The organism is Geomicrobium sp. JCM 19037 (assembly GCF_000698105.1).
Classification (GTDB): Bacteria; Bacillota; Bacilli; order Bacillales; family Marinococcaceae; genus Geomicrobium_A.
The window spans coordinates 25,967-47,466 of sequence record NZ_BAWZ01000002.1; the positions used below are offsets into that span (position 1 = coordinate 25,967).

Below are 21,500 nucleotides of genomic sequence, written 5' to 3' on the forward strand. Positions count from 1 at the left end.
TCTAGATCATGGCCTTTTCGAGGAAGTGCACGCAATCGACAAAGGAGTGCACGCTTTCGACAAGGAAGTGCACACAATCGACACCGGGGCGCACGCTTTCGACAAGGAAGTGCACACAATCGACACCGGGGCGCACGCTTTGACAGAGGAGTGCACGTAATCGACAGGGAAGTGCACATAATTGACACCAGAGTGCACGTATTCGACAAAAATGTGCACACTTTCGACAGAGAAGTGCACGTTTCCGACACCGGAGCGCTCACTTCCGACAAAGCAACAACGCACGATGGAGCGCACCCTGTCCTTTATCATGTTGCAAAGTTCCAGCATCCGAATAGACAGTTACTACTTCTTTGTATCGTTTTTCTGTAATTGGTGGATGAGGTATAATAACGACAAGAGGGGGAAAGCAGATGGAAGAGGTTTGGCAAGCGGTAGAGGTGTTTCATAAAGATATGAATAGTGGTGATGTTGAACGGATCAATGCTTGGGTTTCGGAAGCTTTTGTTGGGTATTTCGGGTATTACGATGATGTGGCTTATCGCATTTACAACGGTGAGGAATATCGGGAAGATAATATTCAGACCTTTCAATCATATGAAGGGAAACGTGTCGAATTTCGGTATACTGATATGAAAAGTAGCCTAAGAAAGCCGGATGAGCTGATTTTAACTGCAACGATTGATTTTCATTTAGATCGTCAGTTGTTAACGACAGTGCTTGCTGTCGAAGTGTTCAAAAAGGAGCAAGCAGGTTGGATGTTGTACCGTCAACACATGGAGCACTTTGCGTGAACGATTCATACAAAGTTGAGCGTTTAACTGAAACCGATGTGAAAGCGATTCACGCGTTTATCTGTGATTTTGATTGGGACTATAGTGAAAATGACGTGCGGCAAATTCTCACTACGGGTCATGTGTTTGGGTGTAAGGACGATAAGGGTGTTCTGTTAGGGTGTGCAGCACTCATTACATATGAAAAAGAAAACATTGCGACGCTCGGTCTTGTGATGGTCGACTCGACGGAGCGAGGGAGAGGCCTGGGACGACAGTTAACTGTCGCTTGTGTGGACGCTGTGCCAGAAAGTGCGTCTACGATATTGATTGCGACAGGGCAAGGGCAACAACTTTACGAAAAATTAGGATTTGTTCCGGTATCTGAAGTGTCGAGCTACGTATGCCAGGACGTTGGTGTGTGGGGGCGTGTTGACGAACGCAATCATCCGAATATTCGTGCGTATGATTCCGATGACTTCGAAGCGGTAGTCCGTGTTGACGAACGAGCCTTTGGGGACTCACGACATGAATTTCTAAAGAGAAGGATCGCTGCAGCAAAGCGGGCGTTCGTGTGGATCGAAGATGACAAAGTTGTAGGGTATGGACTGTCGGTAAGTGCGAGAAAAAATGTCATGATTGGACCGATTGTTTGCCAAAACGTGCGCCAAGTGACACATATGATTTGTTCCCTCGTTCATGGAGAAACGGGTTCTTTTCGAATGGATACACCGCATTTTGAACCTGAACTTGATTACTGGCTACACAACAATCATTTCAAATTGTACGCCACTGCGCAAATGATGGTGAGAAATGGTCTAAGTAATAAAGAAGAACCGAGCACGCGTTACGCCATTGCGGCGCAAATTTTTGGATAAAGAAGGTTTTGAACATGAAGCAAATTATTGCTCTTGGCGGTGGGGGATTCTCTATGGAGCCTGACAATCCGTTGCTCGATGAGTACATCTTGAACCAGTCGGATAAAGAGAGGCCGAAAATTTGTCTCGTTCCGACGGCAAGTGGGGACTCAGAAGGTTAGGTTGCCCGGTTTTATGCTGCCTTTGAACGTTTACACTGTGAGCCGTCGCATTTGTCGTTGTTTCGACGCCGACGAGAGACTTAAGAGCGTGGATTTTAGACAAAGACATTGTCTATGTCGGAGGTGGAAATACGAAAAACTTACTTGCTTTATGGAGAGAATGGGGCGTTGACAAGATTTTATATGAAGCATGGCAACAAGGAATTGTAATGGCAGGCCTTAGTGCCGGGTCGATTTGCTGGTTTGAACAAGGCGTAACCGATTCTTACGGAGATGGATTAGAAGTGATTGATGGGCTTGGTTGGTTAGCGGGTAGTCATTGCCCCCATTACGATGGGGAAGAAAAACGTCGGCCGAGTTATCAGAAGTTCATCAACCAACAACTGCTCATCGCCGGTGTCGCCGCTGATGACGGCGTTGCCTTGCATTATACAGACTCTACACTAGCAAAAGTTGTTTCTTCCCGACCTGATGCATCCGCTTTTCACGTGTCCTTAAATGCTGAGAAAAGCATAACACCGATTTTTTTAGGAGAGAAAGGATGAGTGAGTAATGAAAAATAAATATGAAGTCAGCTACGCTGCACCACGTCCAGAACAATACAACGAGTTGCGTCTTGATGGGGGATTGAGCGGAAAGTCAATTGAAGCGGCAGAAATTGGGCTGGAGAATTCACAGTTTGTCGTCTGTCTGTATGATCACGAGTCGTTGATCGGAATGGGCAGGGTGATAGGTGACGGCGCGACGTTTTTCCAAGTTGTCGACATTGTTGTGAAGCCGACTCATCAAGGACAAGGGCTAGCAAAAGTGATCATGACGGAGATTACGAATTATCTTGATGCTCATACATATCCAGGGTCGTATGTGAGTTTAATTGCAGACGGGCGGGCGAGTGACTTGTATGAGCAGTACGGGTTTCAATTTACGGCTCCCCGGTCTCAAGGAATGTACCGAAAATATTAAGGGGCGAAGCGATCGACACGAAACAAGTGTAAAATGGCCTGTTTCGCGTCGATTTGTGATACAAGTGTATGCACGCGAGTCTCATATTATGCCTCGTTTCCGTCGTTTTCATATGGGTCTACTTGAAGTAACTGGGCGGTCATCTCGTGCATGTCCTTACTCTCAGAAGCAAGGGCGTATTCAGCGACGACGATCGCTTCTGCCTGATGCAATTGACGAATGTGCTCGTCCATTTGCGTCCAAGTTTTGCCACCAGCGTTATCGTAAGCAGCGAGTACGTCTTGAAGCGCGGAATTACCAAAGAGTTTATAATGCCCAACGAAGTCAATGCTCACATCACCGACACCGGTTTCTGTCCAATCGATCATTCCTGTCACTTGTTTATCCGGGTTAATAAGAAGGTGACCTGGATGAAGGTCCCCGTGTTTCACGCCTGTATGTTCAGGCCATATCGCATCATTGGCGAGCCAAGCTTGCCAATACTCCCACCGTCCAGGATGAATGGAGAAATGTTCTTTCACCGTCATCATTCTTTCTTTCATTGAGCATCTCAGTTGCCCAGTTTCAACAATGCTACGCCAGTGTTATTTAGTGATCCTGTCGGTACGGCGTGTAGTGCTGCGAGTGATCTTCCTAATGAGTCGGTAAAAGCAGGAGGGATTTGTGCGGTATCAATCTCCCACACATACGCTTGTTTTTCCATATCAATGGTGCCAGCAGGGGTACCGCTTAACTGCTCGTAAGCAATGAGTTCATCTGAAAATATTGACCAAACAGGAACTTGAAACGGGACATGTTCTGAAATAACGTCCAACGCCATTTTCTCTTGCTCGGCGTGTCGCATCGATTCAATTTTTCTCGGTATTCTTAGAATCCAACGGCGCCCGTGATTGTCATTGGCATGGGCGACAGAAAATCGACACCGGATTGATTAAGTGTGATTGTTGACGAGTCAATGTCTAGCCCCTTGTTTTTTGCTAACGTATAAATCTCATTTTTGTCCATCGCTAACCCCTCATTTTTATAGACGTTCTTATTTGTTTAAAATATCCAAAAGCCGTTTTCTTATTATACAATGGGAATATTGGATGGGGAGGAGGTACGATGCGGTTGATCGAACGATTATTATATCCGCGACTCGAGCTAAATGAACAGAAACTTGATGACGAGGTGACGGGAAAAACCATTGTCATTACAGGGGCGAGTTCGGGAATTGGAAAACAACTCGTCAAGGTTCTCGCCAAATCAGATTGCCACCTCATTCTTGCGGCAAGAAGACTAGAACGGTTAGCGTCGCTCCAACAATCATTGCATAAAGAACGAGCACACATTGACGTATACGGTATCGACCTTCGCGAGGAGGTGTCACGGGAGCGGTTTGTTGATTTTGCTCGTGACGTTTCTCCACAAATTGACGTGTTGGTGCACTGTGCGGGGCACTCCATTCGGCGACCAGTTCGAGAATCCGCGTCCCGCATGCACGACTTTACGAGGACGATGGCCATCAATTACTTTGCGCCGGTTCATCTGACGCTATCATTTCTGCCTGAACTTGAGGAGAGTGGGGGGCACGTGATTAGTATGTCTACCATCAATGCATGCTTGCCTCCGATGCCTCATTTCTCTGCTTATCAGGCGTCAAAATCAGCGTTTGATGCTTGGCTTAGAAGTGCAGCTGAAGAATTGGAACGTGTAGGCGTTGTTGTGACAACGATGTATTTGCCACTCGTTCGCACCCCGATGATTGAACCGACAAAAGCGTACGGTAAAGCACCGGCGATGAGTGTCGACCAAGTCGCTGTCCGGGTTGGACGGGCAATCTACAAGCGCCAGACGTCTGTGCGCCCGTGGTGGTTATCCCCACTGCAGTACATAACGCTTCATCGCAGGAATTTACGAGATTACTCAGCGGGACGGAGGGGAAACGATGCAGATCGTTAAATTGTTAAACGTACTCCGTCACCTCGGGATGCTATCGCCAATAACGATCGTTCATTTAGTCATCGCCATGTTTCGTTCAGGATCAAATCTCATGACACTTTTAGAGATCGCCGCAGCAAAGTATAAACACCATGAGGCGATGACCGATGACGAGCGGACGATCACGTACAATCAACTGCTCAACCTTTCGAGAAGGAAGTTACGAGCATTAGCCGAAAGTGTGCGGGATAATGACCGGGTGGCGTTTATGTGTGCCAATCATATCGATTTTGTGGCAACGGTGTTTGCAGTGTCCAGGCTAGGTGCCGACGTCTATTTATTACCCTCTCGTTTAAGGGAGCCGGAGTTACAAGATTTGTATGACGAACAAAGCTTTACCCTTATTATCCATGACAATACTGCGGAGCCAAATACGGAGGGCATTGCGGTTTGGAATTGTGAGCAACAGCTGAATGAAACCGCACCAGGTCGGCCTTCAGTCGGCCGCAAATCAAGTGGACGGTTAGTGTTATTTACAGGTGGGACGACGGGGACGCCGAAGTCAGCTGCTCATTCGCCGTCGCTTTTTCGCTTTCTCGATCCGTTTCTTGATTTCATATCCAAGCTAGAAATTATGAATAGAGAACGGGCATACGTTGCCACACCACTTTATCATGGGTACGGCATTGCTGTGTTGTTCCTGTTTCTAATCACAGGTAAAACGCTTTATTTTACGAAGCGATTTGACGCAACAACAGCTGGGAAGCTCATTTCCGATCACCGAGTGGATGTGATGACAGTCGTCCCGATGATCGTTCAGCGTTTACTTGATACGTGTCCCCCAGAGCAGTTAACAACGCTCCGTTGCATGGCTTCTGGTGGGGCAAGACTAGACGATTCACTCGTTAGAAGAACAGAAAAAACGCTCGGTATGGTTCTCTACAATTTATATGGAACGTCAGAAACGGGGCTAAACTTCATTGCTACGCCGAGGGATTTACAGGAGTCACCGGGTACAATCGGTCGACCAATCCGCGGTATGCGTGCTGTTGTCATGGATGGTGATAAGCAGCAACCAGTGGGAAGTACGGGTGAGATCCATATTGTAAACACATGGTCTAGTCAATCGTCGAGTAGTGGCACGGGAGATGTCGGTTGGTTTGACGAACACGGTCGCTTTTATCTTTTAGGGCGAAAGGATGACCTCGTCATTGTTGGTGGTGTGAACGTGTATCCCATTGAGTTGGAACAGGTATTATTGCAACATGAGGCGGTAAAGGCTGCAGCTGTCATTGGGGCTTCAGATGATGAGTATGGAGAGCGCCTCATCGGATTTGTGGAACTCGGTGCCCACGCAAATAACACGGTAGATGACGTGCACACGTTTTTGGAAGAACGATTACAAACATCGAAGCGCCCAAGGCAGCTCATTTCAATGGACGCGCTTCCGTACACAAACGTCGGTAAAATCGATAAAAAAACGTTGGATTCCCAATACAAAAGCTCCTGGTTTTCATAAAAAACCGGGAGCTTTTTGTAGGGTTGTGACCTACACGGGCGATCAGCGTTTCGACATATTATATAAGAGTTTGAATGTAAGGAGGAATAGGATGAAAGATGGTCGGCGCTGGATTGTCCTTTACAACAATGTGATTAATGGTCCGTCTCGTCCCACTTCCCCGCTGTTACCAACCACTCCAACTGTTCCCACAGGCTTAAATAAAGTGTATACGCTTATGCCAACCACAGGAAATACTTCAGTATTTGCAGGCATACAGAAACACGTGTTGGAACGTTACCCGCGACCTTTTTATCACGTGCAATTGCCGTAGATCCGGTTCGAAACGTTGTGTACGTCGCCCCAGGGGAAGCGCCCAATATGATCTCTGTATATAGTGCTGAGACGGAAAAGGTGATCAAGCACATCACGGTTAAATCGCTTTTCCCAAGTCCTGAGGCAATTGCCTTAACCTCAAGACAAACCGTGTCTATATTGGAACGTTAACGGGACAACTGTTTGTCATTAACGGTCACACGTTTACACAAGAGAAGCTCATCGGGAAAGGGCAGTTCCCGTGTCGATTAACAGCATTAGCAGTCAATGCAAAATCGAATGTCGTGTATGTCGTTAGCGGAGGGGGGCTCTCTAATGAGCTGAATATCGTAAACGGTTCGACGAATGAAGTGCTAGGCCCTTTTACTGAAGGACTCGCCAATCCGAGTGACGTGTTGGTCGATGAAAGGACGAATCTTGTGTACGTGTCAAATTATGACGGGGGAACGGTCTCGATCTATGATGGCGATTCTTTGGAGTTTCTAGATGAAATACTCGTTGGAGGCAGCCCGAAACAAATGGAATTGGACCCTGTGGGGAATGCAGTGTATGTCACTAATGGTGATGGATACATTACCGTTTTAGACGTAGTGACGAATACAATTGCAAACACGGTGACGACAAGACGTACACTCGTAAGTGTTGCACTCAATCCGTATACGAGACGCGCGTATCTGGCCTACAAAAACCGTAAATTTGTTGATGTAATGGACATGGATCAACAACAAGTCATTCGTGTGATGCCCCTGGAAGCCCATTCACTGAGGATCATCACTCTGCCTTAACGTTTTGCCTGTGGCTGGTCGCATGTGCCGAAGTGCTACCAGCCAGGTGGATGCGTCGTTCTCCACGAAGATGAGCATTTGAGGTCGGAATTTGTTCATGGTATTATGTTGATAATGATTTTCATTTTCAATGGGAAGGAGAATCTTATGAGCAAAACGACTTTTCTACAGATGGTAAACTCATATACATTTCATTTTGTAACGGCCATCCATTTGAAAAATGGACAAGTCAGTAACGAGGATGGTTTTTACATAACGATCGACCGAGATACGTGTAGCGTAACGACTGTAGATCAATTAGGCAGTCGCTCTGCTCATTATGTATTGGTTTGTGAAGCGTATGATAAAGATAAACATAATGCATCGATGTCAAAGGTTCCATTGGAAAAAATTAGCCTGACATTTCAAAAGAATGAGCAGTTTGTCCATAAGGTTCAGCAATTGATTGCATTGGCTCATATGAAAGAAGTTCATGGATACAGACCCACATACACTTTTTATGAAATTTTATATATTATTTATGGAGAAATAAATGATGGCAATGATGACACATTGTCAAAACGGCTCGAAGTGGTTAAACAATACATTGACCAATATTTCTCAACCTCCATGACGCGAACACAACTTGCGCAAAAAGCCGGTCTAAACCGAGACTATTTTTCGAGAGTATTCAAAGAACGTTATGCACAGAGTCCGATTTCATATTTAAATCATGTTCGTCTCACACATGCGAAACAGCTCTTAGTACAAAACCGAGCAACGATTCGGGAAGTGGCCCTTAAAGTTGGTTATAACGATGAATTCTATTTCAGTCGACAGTTTAAACAACAAACAGGATACTCTCCAAATCATTATATGAAAACGAGGAATAGAACAACGAAAGTAGCCTCGCTTCATCATCTCGTTACCGGTCACCTTTTAGCGTTGGACTGTTTTCCATATGCGGCAATCATGAACGAATCTTATCCGATTTCACTCAAAGAAGCCGGTGTACTAGATATCGGTCGGGAGCGAGCGGATGTGAATAAGATTTTGGATGCTCAACCTGATGTGATTATACAAAAGGCTTCAATTTTGCAAGAGAGCGGCAACCGGCTTGATGTAATGAACAACATTGCTCCGGTTGTTAACTTACCGTATACATCGACGTGGAGAGAGCACTTTCAACAAGTGGCTGATATCGTTCATCGGCAAGAGCATGCAAAGCAATGGTTAAAGCAATATGACGAGAAGGCAAAAACCATTCGAGATCGCATCAAACTTCAAATCGGAGAGGGTACTGTCGTCGTTATTGGGGTCGGTGAACAAGGCTACTGCATCTATGGGATGAGAAATATGGGAGCCGTGCTCTACGATGACCTTCATATTCAAGCACCGAAAGAAGTCGAAAGAATTGCCCACTTACGGCCAATAGGGTTAGAAGATTTGCTACGAATGGATGCGGATTATATCATTCTTACGTTGTATCGAAGCCATGACCGATTACCTGATCAGAATGCGATCGAAAGACAATTGCATACACTCAAGGAAACCAAGCAATGGCAATTGTTGAAGGCTGTTCAAAACAATCGCATATTCGCGCTTTATGATACGAAGCATTTATACACGAGTTATAATGCCTATTCTCATAACCTCTTTCTCAACAAGTTGGTCGAGTTTTTCGTCACTTAAATCAGAATAATGCAGGGTTAAGTCACTTTCGTCTATGTTTCTCTCGTTCGTATAGTCATATAATCAGTAATGAGAATCATTATCAACGAAAGTGGAGGAAACTATGAAAAAAACATCATATATAATTTTCGGTGGGACCATACTTCTTGCAGGGTGTGGGGATGATGAGGGCACTTCTACAGTGAGTACAGATGCAGAAAGTATGTCTGCGTATGAAGTAGAACATCATCTTGGCGTTGCAGAGTTTGAGGAAACACCAGAGAATGTCGTTACCTTATTTCAAGGTGCGAACGATACAGCGGTTGCACTTGGATATGAACCTGTAGGCATTGTCGAATCTTGGTTAGAGCAGCCTGTATACGAATACTTACGAGATGACTTGAGCGAGAGTACGATTGTTGGTGATGAGATTCAACCAAACTTAGAAGAAATTGCGGCGCTTGAACCTGATGTAATTATCGCAACCCAATCCCGCCATGAAGAGGTATACGAGCAACTCTCAGATATTGCTCCTACAGTTGTGCTAGAAGAGTTGAATGACTTTAAGGCGACGTTAGAAATTATGGGAGAGACGCTCGGGGAAGAAGATCAAGCAAAACAGTTGTTGGATCATTGGGATGAACGTATTGAAGACTTTCAATTGCAAATGGAATCGACGCAAGACGAGTGGCCGATGACACGCTCTGTAATTAACTTTAGGTCAGATTCGTTGCGATTGTTTGTTGAGGGGTTTCCGGGAAGTGTATTAAGCGATGCGGGGTTTGAAATGCCTGACAATCAGCAACAGGCGTATGAAACCGATGAAACATTTATTGAGCTTACGAACACGGAAAGCATACCGGAGCTTGAAAGCGACATGTTCTTTGTCTATATGCAAAGCAACCAAGAAGCAGACGAGTTAGATGAAGCTTGGCAGTTATGGACAGACCATCCACTTTGGGGTGAACTCGAGGCCGTGGATCAAGATCAAGTAGAGATGGTCGATGAAGTGATTTGGAGCATGGGTGCAGGTTTTATAGCTGCAAACGAAATGCTTGATGACCTATATGAAATCTTTGAACTTGAAGACGGAGAATAAGGGAAGGCATGCGTGAGTTGCTACGAACGTCGAAGGCGAAAATACTAGGACTTTTCGTCTTGATCGTTTTTTTCATTCTTTCCGTGTATGCAAGCATTCAAGTCGGTCAGCAATATGTTGCTCCTGGAGCGATACTTGAAGCTGTACGTAGCTTCGACGCTACCAATGCGGATCACGTCATTTTGTACCACCGGCTTTCTCGAGCAGCATCCGCTATTTTTATAGGGGTGAGTCTTGCGGTTGCTGGCGCACTTCTCCAAGCGTTAACACGGAATCCTTTGGCCTCTCCTGGAGTGTTTGGCATTAATGCCGGTGCTTTATTCTTTGTTGTGGCTGCCATTTCGTTTTTCTCCATTCAAGCGTTGCCGGCACTTCTTTGGTTTGCCTTTGCGGGTGCCTCGCTGCAGCCATTATGGTTTATATTCTTGGAACCGTCGGTAGCCCAGATGTATCACCAGTTCGCATCGTACTTGCAGGGACAGCGATCACGGCATTATTCGTTTCATTAACCCAAGGGTTGCTCGTCACCAATGAAGCGAACCTTGATCGCGTTCTTCTTTGGATGGCAGGAACGGTTTCCAATCGATCAATTGACATGCTTCTTCCAATTATGCCGATTACTTTTATTGCCATTATACTCGCATTTTTAATCGCCAAGCCGATGGACTTGTTGCATACCGGAGATGATATTGCACGAGGGCTTGGACAACGAGTATGGGTTGTGAAGCTGATGATTATTGGGGTTGCTGTGTTACTCGCTGGTGGTGCTGTAGCTGTTGGAGGCATGATTGGTTTTATAGGATTAATCGTCCCGCATATCGCTCGTTTCCTAGTAGGTCATCGGCACAAGTGGTTGCTCATCTACTGCATGGTAATTGGCGCAATTCTTATGCTTTGTGCAGATGTTATTGGGAGAGTAGCCATTCAGCCTAGAGAAATTCCGATTGGTGTCGTTACGGCGTTGCTCGGCACACCGTTCTTTATCTATATTGCGAGAAAAGGATTTAAGCAGTCATGAAAAAGGTCGTTAATATACGTTCATCGTCAGGCGCACTCTCTTTACAGCTTGAATTGAAGCCATGGCTCATGATGATGTTGTTGTTTTGCTCGATGATTGTCCTGATGACTATTGGGTTAGCGCTCGGTAGCACTTGGGTATCCCCAATTACAATTTTTCAATATGTAATCGGGATGGATGTCGGAGCGGCAACGTTCATCATTGAAAGTTTGCGTTTGCCTCGAATGCTCGTTGCCTTGTTTGCCGGAGCGGCTTTAGGAGTGTCCGGCTTAATATTGCAAGAAATGGTAAGAAATCCGCTCGCATCACCTGACATTATTGGGATTACAGGCGGAGGTGCACTTGCGGCTGTGTTCTTTATCACAACGTTAGGCGGTATCGTGTCTCTTAGTTGGTTACCGCTGGCCGCTATGGTTGGTTCTGCAGTCGTTTCACTGTTCATTTACTTGCTCGCATGGAAAGACGGCATTTCTCCCATTCGTCTTATTTTAATCGGGATTGGAATTAATGCACTATTGAGTGCATTAACGACACTCATGATTGTATTCAGTCCATTGAACACGAGTAGTCAGGCATACGTATGGATGACAGGCAGTGTGTACGGGGCTTCGTGGACCGATGTCGGGCATATGTTTCCTTGGGTTATCGTCTGCATTCCACTCGCTTTGCTTTTGACCCGAGCGATGCACGTCCACCAGCTCGGTGAAGAGGTGGCGACAAGTCTCGCGCGCGAATGCAAGTGCAGCGGTTCATGATGATTAGTATAAGTGTATTGTTGGCAGGTGTTGCCGTCGCATTTGCAGGTGGCATTAGCTTCGTCGGATTGATGGCACCCCATATTGCAAGGTTGTTGTTTGGCAAGTCCTTTGCCGTTCTTGTGCCCGCGGCTGCATTGATTGGAGGAATGATGGTCTTTAGTGCAGATGTAATTGGTAGAACGGCCTTTTTGCCTCTGGATGTACCGGTGGGTGTATTTGTATCAGCGATTGGTGCACCTTTCTTCTTGTACTTGCTCTATCGGAACCGTCATCAATAATGAGGTGAGAACATGATTCAAACAGAATCTCTGACACTCGGATATCGAGACAACGTGATTATTAATCACTTAAATATCGAAATTCCAAAGGGTAAGATCACAATATTTGTGGGCGCAAATGGGTGTGGTAAATCGACACTATTACGTTCGTTAGCTAGACTTTTAAAACCGATGGCAGGAACCGTTCGATTAGCGGAAGATGAACTTCAGCAATTGTCGACGAAAACAATTGCCAAGAAATTGGCCGTTCTACCGCAAAGCGCAAGTAGCCCGGAGGGAATTACCGTGCAACAGCTTGTGAAACAAGGTCGTTATCCTCACCAGAGCTTATTGCAGCAATGGTCTGTTGAAGATGAGCAGGTCGTCAACGAGGCGATGGCCTCAACAGGTGTCAAACACCTTGCAGATCGGACGATTGCATCGCTCTCAGGTGGACAGCGGCAACGAGCGTGGATCGCGATGACTCTCGCACAACGGACGGAGATTCTCCTCCTTGATGAACCGACGACTTTCCTCGATGTTGCCCATCAGATAGAGATTCTTGATCTTTGCCACACGCTAAATGAAATGGAAGGGAAAACGGTCGTCATCGTGTTGCATGACTTGAATCTGGCAGCGAGATACGCTGATCATATGATCGCACTTAAAGATCAAACCGTTTATGCAGAAGGTAAGCCAGAACAAGTTGTGACGCCAGAGATGATGAGAGCGGTATTTTTCCTGGAGTGTGAGGTGATTCCTGATCCAGTTACGGGTACGCCGATGACAATTCCGTACGGGAAAAAGGCGATTAGACGTAATGATGTACGTACACTTGCACGCTGAATTCGAAAGGGTGAGACAAAATGAGTCATACCGTAACCATAGATAACCTGTCTTCATTCGGAATTGAACGATCCACCCAATCGACGGTTGGCTTTCGTATGGACGAAATGCTCGATCCTCAACGTTGTCGTGATTTTCTAACAGAGTATATGGAGAGGATTGAAGCACCGAACATCAAAGTTGCCGCCTCACTCTTTATTAAATATTATGCTCGTGTTTCCGTCGGCTCGTTGCTGTATAGCTTAGGTAACTACCATTGTGCACTTGCGATGCCTCTGAAAGGGTGTGTGTTTAATGGCGACCGAAAAAAGCTGTGTGTCCATGAAAACGAATGTGTATGGCGGATGTGTCATTCAGAGAACCGAGAAGCATGGAGACGAACCGTTTTACAGCAATTTTTTACAGAGCATTTTACCCCTCTCATTCAAGCGTTAACGAAAGTCCGGATCTCTTCAAGGATCCTTTGGGAAAATACAGCGATTCGTATTCATTCAGTGTATAGGAAGTTGTTACAACTTCCTTTGACAGTAGAGGAGAAAATTCTGATTCAATCTGACTTTACTTTTCTAAAAGAAGCAGAAGGATCGCTCTTTGGGCTCGCACATAACCCAATGTCCCCTTACTTACGAGAAGAAGCGATTTACGGAACGTCGTGTACGCGCAAGACGTGCTGCTTATTTCATCGCATCGAAAATAAAAAAGAAGATTTAGAACGGTGTGTAATTTGTCCGTTAGAACGGTAAAGGAAGGCTTTTCAATCAGTTCGTAGTAATAGTATGACTCATTCAATAGACCCAATTATTAATGGTTGGAACAGTTATCGGTTTAACTCCCCTGTAATACGGGCATCTATTCATATGCCTCAAAATAACGGGAGGGAATCTACCATGTTATGGACGATTTTTATCGTTATACTTGTACTTTGGCTACTTGGTTTCATTAGTGGCTTTGGTGAAGGTCTCATACATTTACTACTGATCGTTGCACTCGTTGTGCTTATATTCCAAATGATTACCGGTCGAAGGTAGCGAAGAAGAAGGGAGACCTTCTTCTTTATTTGTTTACGAACAACCTTAGGGAGGAACAACATGAGAAGATGGGGTGCACTAGTTTTAGGTGTTGTTTTGTTAACCGCTTGTGGAAATGATGTAGAGGAAATAGCATCTGACAATGATGGGGATCTTGATGAATCGACGGAACCGAGCGTGGAGCAAGAAGCGATTGAGGAAGAAGAGAATCCAAACGAAGAAAACGATGAGTTTGAAGAGAATGGAGAAGATACAGATCTAGCAGTAAAAGAACTTGTAGGAGAAGAGTATGCGTCTGCCACGACGAAAGAGGATCAGTATGTGCAGGCTGGAACATTTACTGGTGGAGAAATGACAGATGGTAGAGTCGTAGGGAACATCGATCAAGGAACTCATGATGAGTATGAACGGCTTGTATTTGATATATATGAAGGGGTATATGACGAGATCGAAGATCCCGTAGACATCCCAAATGATTTTGAAGTAACGAAAGAAACGTACCCTTCACGACTCATGTACACGTTAAGTGGCATTCGTGGTCAGCCAGCAGATGTGCCTGATTTATCGAACATGAACTTATTTTCTCAGATGGAGACCGTACCTTATTTTGATGATGCTTCGATTCAATATGCAGTGTACGTTCAAGAAGCAATTGAATTTGAAATATTTGAAATGCACAATCCAGCGAAGATCGTCACCGATGTGCGCCAGATGGAAACAGAAGAAGAATACACGACCGTTTACTCACTCCGAACCGCTTCCATACCTGAAGGTGAGACCGTCGAGGACATTCAAAGAGCGGAAACAGACTTTCAGGAGATGGGTGGAGAACAAGTGAGAATTTTGCACGCTGAAGACAGCAGTGTGTTTGTTGAAGAAGGGTACTATGTGACGTTTGAGGAAGCTGAAGAACGTAAGAACGAACTTGAAGACGACGGGTTCGACATGGGATTACACATTGAAGAACGTGGCGTATATGACATGCCGGAAGCAATTCAGTAGGGTGAACACAATTATAGGTAGCGTTTGAATGATCGGGGCGGGGCTGTAAGGCGCCGCATTTTTCTACGCTGAGGGAGTCATCCACTATGGTAAGATTTTCTCGAATTTGCTAGCGTTTTCGGCTGAGATTCGTACCATTGGTCATTCTATGGTAATTTTTCTCGTTCCTGTGGTAGGATTTTTAGTAAAACGTCTCGTAAAACAAGGGAAATCTTACCTTAGAATCATCTACGGTAAGATTTTATCCCTAAACCGTGCCCCGGCAAATGACCCAAGGATAAAGTTGAGATCTAGAACTACACTCATTATAATGAATAGTAAAATAATTAGAGGTGAGATCTATTTTTTACGTTCAAACGTTACCTGACTATCGGGTTATTGGTCTTAAACTGGACGTCTCGTTCACAAGCATTGAAGAAATTCCCATGCTCATCGAGCAGTCCATACAAAGAAAGAAGGAGCTTGTGGATATTAAAGAGCCGCACGTCAGATACGGGCTCTCTTACCATACGCGGCCGGACGGATTCGTATACTACTCAGCGTTTCATGTGAGTGAAGAACAAGAGGTGCCTCCAGGATTTGTAGAGCTCGTTATTCCAGAAATGACCTATCTCGTAACCGCCCATGAAGGTGGGTCCATTGAAGCCACGTATATGCAGGTGAACGAATGGCTTGAATCTAGTAAGTATGTGCCGTATACGAGCAATGATCAATCGTATTATGATGCGTTGCCGATCAAGCATGAGAAGTATGAAACAGATGCCGATCGGTTTGAAATTCGCATTCCCATCATCAATAAGAATTACAAGAAGGTGCTTCGATGATTGAGAGGAAAGAGCGGTACGATGGTGTGATTGAAGAGTACATGTGTGTGCCGCTTTTCGTGCGACCTGAACGAGAAGCAGTATTGTACCATCACATCGAGAAGCCTTTTCGTATACAGTCGAATCAGTTCGCACTTACCGTTCCTAAAGGTGGGTGTACGTGTGCTTTTTATTGGACCGACCGTCCGTACAACGTATATGTATTTCGAGATACAAGAAACCGTCTTATTGGCACCTACATCAACATTGTCGGTCAAACTGAAATTACTGAATCCTATGTCTTGTATGAAGATCGCATTATTGATGTTGCGGTTTGTCCGGCTGGCAGGTTGGCTGTGCTTGATGAGGAGGAGCTTCCTGTAGCAATGAATGTTTTCGAGGGCGGGCGTGTCGAGCATGCGCTAAATCGTGTATTAACCGAACTGCCCACACTTGTTCCTGCTGTTATTCGAACATCTGAACAGATGCTAAAAAATATGGTAAAGGGGGAAGACAATCGACAGGGGAAATGAAAAAAGCTGTTGAGGCTGCGACTCCTGATAAATCGTTATTCGCATCACTCGGGGATATCGGTTCAAGTAGCGGGAGAAGAGGGGGCGTACGAGTTTGAGGCAATGCCACTCGAACAAGCCTCTTTGTGAATGACGGCATTTCTTACGAAGAAGCACTACAGCTATTTGCAGACTTTTATTATGAGCAGAGTAATTGGCCGATGGAAAAATGCTGAATGGAACAAAGCCCTAGGAAGGAGTGAAAGCATCGTGAATGTGCCGATCAACAGTTCAGGAATTGCAGTTGTGCTGCTAAAGGGCAACCACGTATTGCTATTAAAAAGAAACGATGCACCCCTTCAAGGCGCGTGGTGCTACATTGGTGGAGGTATAGAGGAAGGGGAGCGGCTCTTCGTGAAATTGAAGAGGAAACGGGGGTTACAGACGTTTCTCTGTACACGTCCAATACATTTGATCAGTTCTATTCACCGGACCGAAATCAAATTTATCTCGCCCCGGTGTTTGTCGGGCTTGTCAAAGACTCAACACCGATTGTCTTAAATGATGAACATAGCGAATACCGGTGGTTAACGATTGAAGCGGCAAAAGAGCAGGCGACGATGCCGGGCAATGATCAGGTGCTCGAGTTTATTGAAAAGCATTTTGTCCAACAGGCCCCTCGAGAACAACTGCATATTGTTACGAGGAGCGAATGAGACTTCATCAAATCATCGTGACAATGCTTTCAATGAGTAAGTATAGGCCGGTTCCGCCGAGTATGACGTATAAGATTCGTTTGAACGTTTTTTGATCAAGCCAATCAAACAGTTTCTGTCCGGCAAAGATGCCGATCAGTACAACTGGAATGGAATAGAGGATCGTTTCCCAAACGATACGGTTCGTTCCTAAGAGTGACATGTGGGCAATGAGGCTAAACGTATTGATGAAAAGCGAAAACGCAATCGTTGTTGACCGGACCCGATTCTTCTCAGCGTCACCGCCAGTGAAATAAAGCAACATCGGAGGGCCCGACATTCCGATGCTCGTCGTAAACAATCCAGAAAATCCGCCAACGATATAATCTCTATTCTTCGTGGGACGAATGGATACACGCGTGATGAGTAAGACGGTGAGCAACAATAACACGACACTAATGCCGAGTTTAAACAGGTCAATGTTCACGGTGACAAATAAGAGGAAACCAAGCGGCGCGCCGAGTACGCTACTGATTATAATTCGTTTTAACAAAGGCGCATGCAACGACCCGCGAATCTTGCCGATAAGGAATAGAGAAATGAAGATCGTTAAGATGATATTAATTTGAATCGCTTCTTGTGGGGGGAAGATGAGCAGAAGTAGAGGCATAGCCATGATGGAAAACCCAAACCCTGTGCTCGTTTGCAACACCGACGCCACAAAGATTAAACAGATAAAAAAGAGGAGCGTCATTGAAAAGGCCTCCCAACGTTCAGTCTACATAAGCCTATCATGACTTTTTCTACTTGAATAGAAACGTTTACGCTTTCGATAGGCATCACCTAGTCCTAACTCATCATTCATAAGCGTCTCCATTTGCGCGAGGTCTTCACGTGTCACATACAAGTCGCGCTCAGACCAATCAATCATATACACAAAATAAAATGAGGCAATCGGTCGAAACGTCACCGTCGAGTCAGGAAATCGATCAAAGATCGCCCGAACTTGGCCCTTTCTCCAATACCCGTAACTCAAAAGTTTCAACACTCGCCACCTCCCGCTATCTATCGTCCCTATTCCCCAATTTTTCAAAGATTAATGATATCATTTTATAAAAAGGAGTGGTATTTCAATGTACACCGATGGAGAGATTACGATTCGGCCGGTTCGAGACGAAGATATGGAGCGGTTATGGGAGTTGTTGTATCGCGAGGAGAACCCCGAATGGAAAAAGTGGGACGCACCGTACTTCACGCATCGTACAATGCCTCTTAATAGATTTTTGGAAAGGAGAGACGAGTGGGTCAATTCCGATGACGGTTGGGTCATTGAGGCAAATGGCATTGTCATTGGCACGGTCACGTACTATTATGAGGACGAGATGAAGAATTGGTTGGAAATGGGCATTGGTATTTACGATCCAGAGTGGTGGGGTGGGGGCAGTGGTTCAAAGGCGCTACGTCTCTGGATGGATCACCTCTTTTCGACGCTCCCGCTCGTACGTGTCGGTCTGACGACTTGGTCAGGGAATGAGCGTATGGTTCGTGTTGCCGAGAAGCTTGGCATGAAGATGGAGGCGCGAATTCGGAACGTTCGGTTTTATAATAATCACTACTATGACTCCATTCGTATGGGGGTTTTACGAGAAGAATGGGAGCAGCTTTGATGAGGGAAGTCCGGTCTTACTATGAACAGTTTGACGAGTGGGGCAGGTTGGACCGCGAACCCGTAGAGTTTCAAGTGAATCTTCACTATATGAGAAAGCACTTGCCGAAATCCGGAACGATTTTGGATAATGGCGCTGGACCTGGGAAGTATGCAATTGCACTTGCGGGCAGTGGTTACACTGTGACGGTGACGGATTTGACGCCCGGGTTGGTCGTACAAGCCGAGCAACACGCAAAAGATGCAGGCGTACATGCGTCGATGGACGGGTTTTATACGAAAGATGCGAGAGATTTGTCCGGCTTTCGAGATGGCAGCTTTGATGCCGCGCTCATGCTTGGTCCTCTCTATCATTTGCAAGAAGAAGCCGACCGGCGGCTAGCCGTTCAAGAGTTAGCCCGTGTGACTCGTATGGGAGGCGTGATTTTCGTGGCATTTATGCGAGAACGAGGCACGTATTAAATGCACTCACGAAACCGCATAAATGGCAACCACATGATGAATTCGAGGCCATCAAGTCATTTAATGAAACCGGTGTGTTCAATCATGCTCAAAGTGGTCGGTTTACAGGGGCGTACTACTATGACATTGAAAACATTGTTCCGTTTATGGAATCTTTCGGGTTCGAAACGAAAGAATTGATCGGTTCAAATGTAGGGACAATGATGACCGAAGAGCAGTGGGCGTATTGGCGAGCACGGAAAGAAGATCGAGAAGTGACAGAGTGGCTCATTAAAGAAGCAACGAACCCTTACATGCTTGGCAGTTCGTCTCATCTCCTCTATATCGGGCAAAAAGGGAGGGTGTAACGTTGGACAAAGAAGAACAAATACTCGAAGAAATTCGCGGGCTACGACAAGACCTTGCAGAAGAACGTAAGAAAAAAGGGTTTTCCCCCGTTTTGGCTATTGGTGCAGTGATTCTAGGCTTTACGATCATCGGACCGATCGTCGGCATGTTCATTACCAGCTTTTTTGGGTAGCCTCACACGTACAGGCGCAAGGGTCAAATGACCTTTGCGCTGTATACGTTTCTCGCGGGGCGTTGGGGCTGGCAGGTTATCCTTCATGTAAGCCTATTTTCAGCTTCTATGATGTGGTTTTCTTGAAAGTAACTATATAACTTGAACGAAAGAACTTCACTGAATTCGATGACCGAGATCGATTTCGTTTCGGCCCCGGCGGGGCCGACGTGTCGTTGGCACTTCAGCCTGGAATCTGCGCGCAAGTTTGGAGAAATCGGCGCTAAAATTAGAGAAAAGCGCAAACTTGCGCGCAGATGGGGGGAACTTGAGCGCAGAACGGTCGTTCGTCTTGTCTGCATGTGCCGCCATCTCCTGAGGCAATGGGTTCAGAGAACCATCCTTTGCATTTCCAAGCCAAAAACCTAGCAAGACGTCGGCGCGAGCCGCGCCGAACCGAGTTCGGTTTCGTTTCGGCTGCGCTCAGGCCCACAGGTTGCTCGTTTTTGGGCATTGAATCTGTGCCCGAGTTGGAACAACCTGCGTAAAACAGCACCGCGCTCCCGCTCCAACCCAACACCCAACAGTGCAAATCAAGAAAATCTTAAGTTCATCCTATACAGACAAACAGCGAAGATCATTCCATAGACGATGCCACGGGCAGATTTCCGCTGTTTTCGGGCAAGCCAACTTGGCTTATCAAGGAAAGTGGCACACTCTTTCAAGAGTCTACGCAAAACTTGAGATACAAAAAAGGAGGCGGTTACTCACCACCTCCTGCTCAATGATTCGCCTGTTATTCGTCTTGCAGTTCTTCAAAAGAGTCAATATCCATATACGTTGGCACTGCAACACCAGTCACAGCTCCGACTGAGTTCGGGCCGAGGTCTTCAAAATCGCCGTCAAATTCTTCGAAAAGCGGTGTTTGGTTTGGGTACCAAGCGGCAAGGAGCGCGTCCGCTGAGTCAGTGGCAAGACCGCCGTACATCATGTTGACTGCAACTTCGTTCAAGTGCGGCGTATAGCCGAGGTCTTCAAGCATGACAGCGGCCATATTCGTGGCTGCTTGTGCGTCTGACCAAGCTTCAAGTACGAATCGAACTTCTTCACCGTCACCTTCGCCAACACCATCAGTCCATTCTTCTACACGTTCAGGGTGGTCTTCAAGCCAAGTGCGTGCCGCATCTTCCGCAGCCATCTCATCAACGTCCATCATTTCCATTACTTCTTGTTGTTCGTCCAATTCAAATTGGAATTGATCTAAAAACTGATGAACGTCGGGAAGATCTTCCTCTAATCCGTTACGCACAAGCGTATGCACATCGTTTTCAACTGTTACGACTTCCTCTGGGTCTTCAAGGAACTTAAGGTCGTAAGCATTAAATTTCCAGTGTGGTTGCCAAGCCGTAATAATGATCGGCTCTTCGTCTTGATATGCAGAATCCAGAGCAGCGACCATTGCGCCTTCCGAACTACTCGTTAACGTCCACTCATCCAACCCATAATGATCAAGTGCTTCCTCGGTTGTGTCCATCATCACTGAACCAGGTCTATGCCAATAATCTCGTATTCGACTTGTTCGCCAATACTTGCAGACGATTCTTCACTATCTTCATCGGTGTCTCCACAAGCGGTAAGTACCATCGCTGTGCTTGCTGCTGCACATATGATTGCGAATTTCTTCATCCGTCGTTATCCTCCTGTTGTTTTGCGTCTAAAGTCTTTATAAAAGTTATCATGCTATACTAGATTGTACAAATCGACTCGGAGACGATTTCGTTGAGAATTCGGATGATTTCTAGAAATAAGTGAACAAACACACGAGTATTGGCAATCATGCTCATTGAAGCTGATGATTTGCACAATTTGTCGGAATTTCTGTAATTGGTTT

At 45.8% G+C, this 21,500-nt stretch carries 25 protein-coding genes and 4 pseudogenes; 24 read left to right on the top strand and 5 right to left on the bottom strand.

The window, feature by feature from the left end:
- Positions 1-413: 413 nt before the first annotated feature.
- The 4 genes and pseudogenes from JCM19037_RS01305 to JCM19037_RS01320 all read left to right on the top strand — a co-directional run bounded on the left by JCM19037_RS01305 (position 414) and on the right by JCM19037_RS01320 (position 2,775).
- Positions 414-794, top strand: a complete 381-nt coding sequence (locus JCM19037_RS01305; RefSeq protein ID WP_042397051.1) for a hypothetical protein — start codon at positions 414-416, stop codon at positions 792-794.
- On the top strand, positions 791-1,651 hold the full coding sequence (locus tag JCM19037_RS01310) for a GNAT family N-acetyltransferase (protein ID WP_042397053.1): 861 nt from the start codon (positions 791-793) through the stop codon (positions 1,649-1,651). The genes JCM19037_RS01305 and JCM19037_RS01310 overlap by 4 nt, the downstream gene beginning before the upstream one ends.
- 14 nt (positions 1,652-1,665) lie before the next feature.
- Positions 1,666-2,357: pseudogene (locus tag JCM19037_RS01315) on the top strand (Type 1 glutamine amidotransferase-like domain-containing protein).
- Positions 2,358-2,364: 7 nt separating this feature from the next.
- A complete protein-coding gene (locus tag JCM19037_RS01320; protein ID WP_042397055.1) occupies positions 2,365-2,775 on the top strand; it encodes a GNAT family N-acetyltransferase in 411 nt (136 codons plus the stop codon).
- An 86-nt stretch (positions 2,776-2,861) separates the two neighbouring features.
- On the opposite strand, the pseudogene JCM19037_RS01325 reads toward JCM19037_RS01320, so the two are convergent.
- Positions 2,862-3,780: pseudogene (locus JCM19037_RS01325) on the bottom strand (macrolide 2'-phosphotransferase).
- Positions 3,781-3,885: 105 nt separating this feature from the next.
- Here JCM19037_RS01325 and JCM19037_RS01330 point away from each other — a divergent pair.
- From JCM19037_RS01330 to JCM19037_RS01395, 16 genes and pseudogenes are all read left to right on the top strand, one after another.
- Positions 3,886-4,716 carry an SDR family NAD(P)-dependent oxidoreductase gene (locus tag JCM19037_RS01330; RefSeq protein WP_238544479.1) on the top strand — a complete coding sequence of 277 codons (831 nt, stop codon included), beginning with the start codon at positions 3,886-3,888 and terminating at the stop codon, positions 4,714-4,716.
- Positions 4,703-6,214, top strand: coding sequence for a class I adenylate-forming enzyme family protein (locus JCM19037_RS01335; RefSeq protein ID WP_052363419.1), 1,512 nt, complete (start codon positions 4,703-4,705; stop codon positions 6,212-6,214). Before JCM19037_RS01330 ends, JCM19037_RS01335 begins: the two co-directional genes overlap by 14 nt.
- Positions 6,215-6,305: 91 nt before the next feature.
- The gene (locus tag JCM19037_RS01340; RefSeq protein WP_042397061.1) at positions 6,306-6,527 is read left to right on the top strand and encodes a hypothetical protein; all 222 of its coding nucleotides are present in this window, start codon (positions 6,306-6,308) and stop codon (positions 6,525-6,527) included.
- Positions 6,528-6,813: 286 nt separating this feature from the next.
- Positions 6,814-7,314: a YncE family protein gene (locus JCM19037_RS01345; protein ID WP_042397062.1), complete on the top strand. Its 501-nt coding sequence runs from the start codon at positions 6,814-6,816 to the stop codon at positions 7,312-7,314.
- A gap of 147 nt (positions 7,315-7,461) precedes the next feature.
- Entirely contained in the window at positions 7,462-8,985 is a 1,524-nt protein-coding gene (locus JCM19037_RS01350) for an AraC family transcriptional regulator (protein WP_042397065.1), read from the top strand.
- Between the two features lie 103 nt (positions 8,986-9,088).
- Positions 9,089-10,063 (top strand): ABC transporter substrate-binding protein, encoded by a 975-nt coding sequence (locus tag JCM19037_RS01355; RefSeq protein ID WP_042397068.1) that lies wholly within the window; start codon positions 9,089-9,091, stop codon positions 10,061-10,063.
- Positions 10,064-10,071: 8 nt separating this feature from the next.
- A pseudogene (locus JCM19037_RS01360) lies at positions 10,072-11,081 on the top strand (FecCD family ABC transporter permease).
- The gene (locus JCM19037_RS01365) at positions 11,078-11,836 is read left to right on the top strand and encodes an iron chelate uptake ABC transporter family permease subunit (RefSeq protein ID WP_307189693.1); all 759 of its coding nucleotides are present in this window, start codon (positions 11,078-11,080) and stop codon (positions 11,834-11,836) included. Before JCM19037_RS01360 ends, JCM19037_RS01365 begins: the two are co-directional and overlap by 4 nt.
- Positions 11,833-12,117: an iron chelate uptake ABC transporter family permease subunit gene (locus JCM19037_RS29055; protein WP_307189694.1), complete on the top strand. Its 285-nt coding sequence runs from the start codon at positions 11,833-11,835 to the stop codon at positions 12,115-12,117. Before JCM19037_RS01365 ends, JCM19037_RS29055 begins: the two co-directional genes overlap by 4 nt.
- Positions 12,118-12,129: 12 nt before the next feature.
- Complete coding sequence (locus tag JCM19037_RS01370; RefSeq protein WP_042397071.1) at positions 12,130-12,942, top strand: ABC transporter ATP-binding protein; 813 nt, start codon at positions 12,130-12,132, stop codon at positions 12,940-12,942.
- Positions 12,943-12,962: 20 nt separating this feature from the next.
- On the top strand, positions 12,963-13,685 hold the full coding sequence (locus tag JCM19037_RS01375) for an IucA/IucC family C-terminal-domain containing protein (protein WP_042397073.1): 723 nt from the start codon (positions 12,963-12,965) through the stop codon (positions 13,683-13,685).
- 144 nt (positions 13,686-13,829) lie between these two features.
- Positions 13,830-13,970 carry a lmo0937 family membrane protein gene (locus JCM19037_RS24795; RefSeq protein WP_152548890.1) on the top strand — a complete coding sequence of 47 codons (141 nt, stop codon included), beginning with the start codon at positions 13,830-13,832 and terminating at the stop codon, positions 13,968-13,970.
- Positions 13,971-14,030: 60 nt separating this feature from the next.
- Positions 14,031-14,972, top strand: coding sequence for a hypothetical protein (locus tag JCM19037_RS01380; protein ID WP_042397075.1), 942 nt, complete (start codon positions 14,031-14,033; stop codon positions 14,970-14,972).
- 332 nt (positions 14,973-15,304) lie between these two features.
- Positions 15,305-15,796, top strand: coding sequence for a GyrI-like domain-containing protein (locus JCM19037_RS01385; RefSeq protein ID WP_042397078.1), 492 nt, complete (start codon positions 15,305-15,307; stop codon positions 15,794-15,796).
- Positions 15,793-16,308, top strand: coding sequence for a DUF402 domain-containing protein (locus tag JCM19037_RS01390; RefSeq protein ID WP_042397079.1), 516 nt, complete (start codon positions 15,793-15,795; stop codon positions 16,306-16,308). Before JCM19037_RS01385 ends, JCM19037_RS01390 begins: the two co-directional genes overlap by 4 nt.
- 180 nt (positions 16,309-16,488) lie before the next feature.
- Positions 16,489-17,003: pseudogene (locus tag JCM19037_RS01395) on the top strand (NUDIX domain-containing protein).
- A 7-nt stretch (positions 17,004-17,010) separates the two neighbouring features.
- Here JCM19037_RS01395 and JCM19037_RS01400 read toward each other — a convergent pair.
- Both JCM19037_RS01400 and JCM19037_RS01405 read right to left on the bottom strand, forming a co-directional pair.
- On the bottom strand, positions 17,011-17,736 hold the full coding sequence (locus JCM19037_RS01400; protein WP_042397082.1) for a sulfite exporter TauE/SafE family protein: 726 nt from the start codon (positions 17,734-17,736) through the stop codon (positions 17,011-17,013).
- A 24-nt stretch (positions 17,737-17,760) separates the two neighbouring features.
- Positions 17,761-18,027 (bottom strand): hypothetical protein, encoded by a 267-nt coding sequence (locus tag JCM19037_RS01405; protein WP_042397085.1) that lies wholly within the window; start codon positions 18,025-18,027, stop codon positions 17,761-17,763.
- 88 nt (positions 18,028-18,115) lie between these two features.
- On the opposite strand from JCM19037_RS01405, the gene JCM19037_RS01410 reads away from it, so the two are divergent.
- From JCM19037_RS01410 to JCM19037_RS25400, 4 genes are all read left to right on the top strand, one after another.
- Positions 18,116-18,649, top strand: coding sequence for a GNAT family N-acetyltransferase (locus JCM19037_RS01410; protein WP_042397088.1), 534 nt, complete (start codon positions 18,116-18,118; stop codon positions 18,647-18,649).
- The gene (locus tag JCM19037_RS29060; RefSeq protein ID WP_307189695.1) at positions 18,649-19,110 is read left to right on the top strand and encodes a bifunctional 2-polyprenyl-6-hydroxyphenol methylase/3-demethylubiquinol 3-O-methyltransferase UbiG; all 462 of its coding nucleotides are present in this window, start codon (positions 18,649-18,651) and stop codon (positions 19,108-19,110) included. Before JCM19037_RS01410 ends, JCM19037_RS29060 begins: the two co-directional genes overlap by 1 nt.
- Positions 19,111-19,184: 74 nt before the next feature.
- A complete protein-coding gene (locus JCM19037_RS29065; RefSeq protein WP_307189696.1) occupies positions 19,185-19,457 on the top strand; it encodes a hypothetical protein in 273 nt (90 codons plus the stop codon).
- Positions 19,458-19,459: 2 nt separating this feature from the next.
- A complete protein-coding gene (locus JCM19037_RS25400) occupies positions 19,460-19,630 on the top strand; it encodes a hypothetical protein (protein ID WP_193744623.1) in 171 nt (56 codons plus the stop codon).
- 775 nt (positions 19,631-20,405) lie between these two features.
- On the opposite strand, the gene JCM19037_RS01420 is transcribed toward JCM19037_RS25400, so the two are convergent.
- Both JCM19037_RS01420 and JCM19037_RS25405 read right to left on the bottom strand, forming a co-directional pair.
- Positions 20,406-21,146, bottom strand: coding sequence for a glycine betaine ABC transporter substrate-binding protein (locus JCM19037_RS01420; RefSeq protein WP_081828968.1), 741 nt, complete (start codon positions 21,144-21,146; stop codon positions 20,406-20,408).
- Complete coding sequence (locus JCM19037_RS25405; RefSeq protein WP_193744624.1) at positions 21,146-21,295, bottom strand: hypothetical protein; 150 nt, start codon at positions 21,293-21,295, stop codon at positions 21,146-21,148. Before JCM19037_RS25405 ends, JCM19037_RS01420 begins: the two co-directional genes overlap by 1 nt.
- Between the last annotated feature and the right edge of the window lie 205 nt (positions 21,296-21,500).

Excerpts from the sequence above, each read along its gene's own strand:
- JCM19037_RS01305 (WP_042397051.1), top strand. The coding sequence starts at position 414 with ATGGAAGAGGTTTGGCAAGCGGTAGAGGTGTTTCATAAAGATATGAAT.
- JCM19037_RS01320 (WP_042397055.1), top strand. The coding sequence starts at position 2,365 with ATGAAAAATAAATATGAAGTCAGCTACGCTGCACCACGTCCAGAACAA.
- JCM19037_RS01335 (WP_052363419.1), top strand. The coding sequence starts at position 4,703 with ATGCAGATCGTTAAATTGTTAAACGTACTCCGTCACCTCGGGATGCTA.
- JCM19037_RS01340 (WP_042397061.1), top strand. The coding sequence starts at position 6,306 with ATGAAAGATGGTCGGCGCTGGATTGTCCTTTACAACAATGTGATTAAT.
- JCM19037_RS01350 (WP_042397065.1), top strand. The coding sequence starts at position 7,462 with ATGAGCAAAACGACTTTTCTACAGATGGTAAACTCATATACATTTCAT.
- JCM19037_RS01355 (WP_042397068.1), top strand. The coding sequence starts at position 9,089 with ATGAAAAAAACATCATATATAATTTTCGGTGGGACCATACTTCTTGCA.
- JCM19037_RS01365 (WP_307189693.1), top strand. The coding sequence starts at position 11,078 with ATGAAAAAGGTCGTTAATATACGTTCATCGTCAGGCGCACTCTCTTTA.
- JCM19037_RS29055 (WP_307189694.1), top strand. The coding sequence starts at position 11,833 with ATGATGATTAGTATAAGTGTATTGTTGGCAGGTGTTGCCGTCGCATTT.
- JCM19037_RS01370 (WP_042397071.1), top strand. The coding sequence starts at position 12,130 with ATGATTCAAACAGAATCTCTGACACTCGGATATCGAGACAACGTGATT.
- JCM19037_RS01375 (WP_042397073.1), top strand. The coding sequence starts at position 12,963 with ATGAGTCATACCGTAACCATAGATAACCTGTCTTCATTCGGAATTGAA.
- JCM19037_RS24795 (WP_152548890.1), top strand. The coding sequence starts at position 13,830 with ATGTTATGGACGATTTTTATCGTTATACTTGTACTTTGGCTACTTGGT.
- JCM19037_RS01380 (WP_042397075.1), top strand. The coding sequence starts at position 14,031 with ATGAGAAGATGGGGTGCACTAGTTTTAGGTGTTGTTTTGTTAACCGCT.
- JCM19037_RS01390 (WP_042397079.1), top strand. The coding sequence starts at position 15,793 with ATGATTGAGAGGAAAGAGCGGTACGATGGTGTGATTGAAGAGTACATG.
- JCM19037_RS01400 (WP_042397082.1), bottom strand. The coding sequence starts at position 17,736 with ATGACGCTCCTCTTTTTTATCTGTTTAATCTTTGTGGCGTCGGTGTTG.
- JCM19037_RS01410 (WP_042397088.1), top strand. The coding sequence starts at position 18,116 with ATGTACACCGATGGAGAGATTACGATTCGGCCGGTTCGAGACGAAGAT.
- JCM19037_RS29060 (WP_307189695.1), top strand. The coding sequence starts at position 18,649 with ATGAGGGAAGTCCGGTCTTACTATGAACAGTTTGACGAGTGGGGCAGG.
- JCM19037_RS01420 (WP_081828968.1), bottom strand. The coding sequence starts at position 21,146 with ATGATGGACACAACCGAGGAAGCACTTGATCATTATGGGTTGGATGAG.
- JCM19037_RS25405 (WP_193744624.1), bottom strand. The coding sequence starts at position 21,295 with ATGAAGAAATTCGCAATCATATGTGCAGCAGCAAGCACAGCGATGGTA.